The organism is uncultured Mucilaginibacter sp., assembly GCF_903913935.1.
GTDB lineage: Bacteria > Bacteroidota > Bacteroidia > Sphingobacteriales > Sphingobacteriaceae > Mucilaginibacter.
Window position 1 is genome coordinate 1 of the sequence record NZ_CAIWNH010000597.1, and the last position, 2,378, is coordinate 2,378.

The window sequence follows — 2,378 nt, forward strand, 5'->3', positions numbered from 1 at the left end:
CAGTTTTAACCTGGACCTTGCAAAGGTCGCCACTACTGTCAACCGATTCAACATTCGAACTGGTCAGGATATTGATGCCTTGTTTTTTAAGGATCCGGGCCATTTGTTTGGAGACCTCTTCGTCTTCTAAAGGCACAATATTATCTAAATATTCAACAACGGTTACTTTTGTTCCGATGCTGTTGTAAAAATAAGCAAACTCAATACCTATGGCACCCGATCCAACCACAACCATCGATGCAGGTTTTGCCGGAAGAACCATTGCCTGGCGGTAACCAATTACTTTTTTCCCATCCTGTTTAAGGTTTGGCAATTCGCGTGAGCGGCCGCCTGTAGCAAGAATGATATGTTTTGCTGTATAATCCTTTTTTTCGCCATTTGCTGCTGTAACTTCAACAGCGCCTTTGGCTTTCAGTTTCCCAAAGCCCATGATCACGTCGATCTTGTTTTTGCGCATTAAAAACTGAACGCCTTTGCTCATGCCTTCGGCTACATTACGGCTTCTTTTGATCACCGATTCAAAATCAATTTCGCTGCTGCCCACTTTTATACCGTAATCAGCAGCGTGATTAATATATTCAAAAACTTCAGCGCTTTTTAATAATGCTTTGGTTGGAATACAGCCCCAGTTAAGGCAAATCCCGCCCAGTGATTCTTTTTCGACTATAGCGGTTTTTAAGCCTAACTGCGAAGCGCGGATAGCAGCTACATAACCGCCCGGACCGGAACCTATAACAATTAAATCGTAGTTCATATTTATGGTGATATTATTTTTTATTTACTGATATGCTAAATTTTTGCGATAACGCTTGAATGCTTTTTAATATTTAAGCCCGGTTATGAACACTTAACAGGGTACTTTAACGTTGTTCAACCATTTTGGTTCACCAGTTATGATAAATTAAGATTTGAACACGGCCCCAAAGCTAAGTAAAAGGTACCAAATCAGAAAATTAACAAATTATCAGGGATGATATTTATTGTGTTTGGGGTTTTCCCTGAAGGAGACAAAATTAATCAAGAGTAAATTTGAGAATTTCACATAAATTATTAACATTCCTTCGTAATAACAGTGTAATTATTGCAAAATGCAGAATATTCTTTCCCTTACCTTGATAAAAATAACCTGATACCGGTTACCAAATTATTTATTTAAGATACCAGTCAATTATCACGCTGGCAAGCGCAGTTTGGTTTAAGGTACATATTTAACTAATAATTGCCTCAAACAAAAAATCCCGGTTACAATGACCGGGATTTTTTGTTATTAAAGTTTTTTTAATCAGTTATAAATAAACTCGCCGGCTTCTGATTGTATCGTCACCTGCTTGCTATCTGCTTTTTCAACATGCCCGATTACCTGCGCCTCCACCCCGAAACTTTCAGAGATCTTGATGATTTCGCCGGCAATTTCTTCAGGTACATATAGTTCCATCCGGTGGCCCATATTAAATACCTTGTACATCTCCTGCCAGCTGGTTTTTGATTCCTCCTGTATCAGTCTGAATAATGGCGGAATAGGGAACAGGTTGTTTTTGATGATATGCACGTCATCAACAAAATGAAGCACCTTGGTTTGAGCGCCCCCGCTGCAGTGCACCATGCCGTGTATCTGTTGCCTGTGTTTGTCCAATATAGATTTTATAATGGGTGCATAGGTACGGGTGGGCGATAATACTAACTTACCAGCACTAACAAATTGATCATTACCAATAGCTATTGGATCAGTCAGGTTTTTTGAGCCCGAAAAGATAAGGTCGTAGGGGATGGCCTGGTCATAACTTTCAGGATATTTTTCAGCGATGGTTTTGTTAAATACATCATGCCTTGCGGATGTTAAACCGTTTGAGCCCATACCGCCATTATATTCTTTTTCATACGTGGCCTGCCCGTATGAAGCCATGCCGACAATAAGGTCTCCCGGTTGTATCCGGTGATTGGATATTACATCCTCACGTTTCATCCGGCAGGTAACCGTCGAGTCAACAATGATGGTCCGCACCAGGTCGCCAACATCAGCCGTTTCGCCACCTGTTGAGTAAATGCCGATCCCGGCGTCTCTCAATTCCGCCAAAATCTCTTCTGTGCCGTTAATGATTGCAGAGATTACATCGCCGGGAATCAAACTTTTATTGCGGCCGATGGTTGAGGATAAAAGGATATTATCAACAGCGCCTACGCAAAGCAGATCGTCAATATTCATAATAATGGCATCCTGGGCTATGCCCCGCCATACGGATATGTCGCCGGTTTCTTTCCAGTAAGTGTAAGCAAGCGATGATTTTGTACCAGCGCCATCAGCATGCATAATATTGCAGTAAAGCGGGTCGTTAGTTAAAATATCGGGTACTATTTTGCAGAAAGCTTTTGGAAAAATC

The 2,378-nt window shown here is 41.2% G+C and carries 2 protein-coding genes; both read right to left on the bottom strand.

Annotated features, from left to right (window positions below; genetic code table 11):
• Nucleotides 1-754: FAD-dependent oxidoreductase (locus tag QZY09_RS24375; protein WP_295677251.1), on the bottom strand; the 754-nt coding region annotated here is incomplete at its 3' end.
• Between the two features lie 528 nt (nucleotides 755-1,282).
• Nucleotides 1,283-2,378, bottom strand: a 1,096-nt coding sequence (locus QZY09_RS24380; RefSeq protein WP_295677253.1) for an AIR synthase related protein, incomplete at its 5' end; no start/stop codon positions are given.